Annotated in this window: 1 protein-coding gene; it reads left to right on the top strand. The window is 68.0% G+C overall.

Features of this window, described 5'->3' with window-relative positions:
- Positions 1-70 precede the first annotated feature (70 nt).
- On the top strand, positions 71-610 hold the full coding sequence (locus L979_RS13305) for a chlorite dismutase family protein (protein WP_018023089.1): 540 nt from the start codon (positions 71-73) through the stop codon (positions 608-610).
- The last annotated feature ends 1010 nt before the right edge of the window (positions 611-1620 follow it).

Genomic DNA, 1620 nt, shown 5'->3' with positions numbered 1-1620 from the left:
CTAGCCGCCTAACACCCACCGGCCTCAACTACCTTGACAAATTCCGCAGGGGTGCGGTAACGTCGTTTCCATGCCGCTAAACGTCTTTGCCGGAGGCCGGGTGGGCGCCTGGCAGGTTGAACGCATCGAGCCGGTGACTGGTCCGTCCTTGCCGGTGGTCTCACGGTTGGCCGTGCTCGACGGGTCACGTGCAGGCGACGTCGAGGCGGCCTGGGTGCTGCGCGGGACGACGAGCTACAAGCGCTACACCCGACGCGAGGAGCAGGAGGCACTGGACGCCAAGCAGCCACAGCTCGGCCGGCCCGAAGCAACCCGGGCGGCTCTCATCCCCATCACCAAGTCCGATGCTTGGTGGCAGCTCGCTCAGGACGAACGCCGTGACCTCCTCGAGGAGAGTTCCCACCACATCGCGGTCGGGTTGGAGTACCTGCCGGCAGTCGCGCGCCAGCTCTACCACGGCCATGACCTGGGCGAGCCCTTCGACTTCCTCGCCTGGTTCGAGTACGCCCCCCAAGACGCCCCCGCGTTCGAGGAGCTCGTAGACCGACTCCGCACGACCCCCGAGTGGGGCTACGTAGAACGAGATGTCGACATCCGCCTCGCGCGGTGACCCGCCCTGCTCCCGGCTCTGCCGACAGGACAAGTGTGCTCATGGCGGGTCCACGAGCACACGGGCTATCTCAGTAGACGATGGCTCACCGGGCAAGAACGCACGCCCATCGCGGCATGACCGGGCGAGCGTCCCCGCCCCTACAGCGGCAGATGCGGGCGAGCGTCCCCGCCCTCAACGCGGCAGATGCGGGCGTGACCCCGAACGGTTCGCCACGTGTCGACGACGGCTGAAAACTGGGCCGTAATCGACGGGGCGTTGACGCCTGGCTCAATGTTCACGCCAGAACTGCCAGCCCGACGGCGGTTCTGGGAATTCTGAGCTGGGGCTCCAACCGACTGGAGGTGACCACCGCTCCGGCGGCGTTGGCCAGCTTGGCGGGACGGCGAAGATGAGGCGGGCTCGACGGCGCCGCCACCTCCGCCGGAGCAGCAGTGCCCCGGCAATCGAGAGTGACATGCACGCGACGGCAACCAGCGTCGCGATGAGCCGGAAGCGACCGAGATCGGCACCCTGGCCCGGGCCCGGATCACTCGGTGCCCCACCCAGGACCAACGCGACAAGGCCAACCAGACCAATGATGAGACACAAGACGAAGGAGCTGGCATAAGCGGTGCGTATCCGTCGGGACTCCGCCGGTCTTTCCAGGGCAGAACTCATCGGCGTCCCTCAGCCCGCCCAGACGGGCGAACGGGCCCCCGAGGGGCGTTCTTCAGGCGTTCGCACGCGCCCAAACTAGCCCGTTCACGCTCGGCCCGGAGTGGACAAGAACGGTCCGCGTCGCATGACGTGAGAGGGCGGCGGCCAAGGCAACAGTCAGCGCCCTCACGAGGCCCGGGTCGAGAACATGGAGCACACCGTCAAGGGCGCTCGCAATACATCGGCGGCGGGCCCTTACGGGACACGCTTCGCGTGCCGATGGCAGTGCGTGAGTCGGGGAGTGCGGAGGGGGCACACGTGAGCGCGACGCGACCGGGGAGCCATGCCCGCGACCCCTCCGTTCCCCCGCC

The organism is Kocuria sp. ZOR0020, assembly GCF_000800955.1.
In the GTDB taxonomy this organism is placed as follows: domain Bacteria; phylum Actinomycetota; class Actinomycetes; order Actinomycetales; family Micrococcaceae; genus Kocuria; species Kocuria subflava.
This window is presented reverse-complemented; position numbering and strand designations above follow the sequence as displayed.

Excerpts from the sequence above, each read along its gene's own strand:
- L979_RS13305 (WP_018023089.1), top strand. The coding sequence starts at position 71 with ATGCCGCTAAACGTCTTTGCCGGAGGCCGGGTGGGCGCCTGGCAGGTT.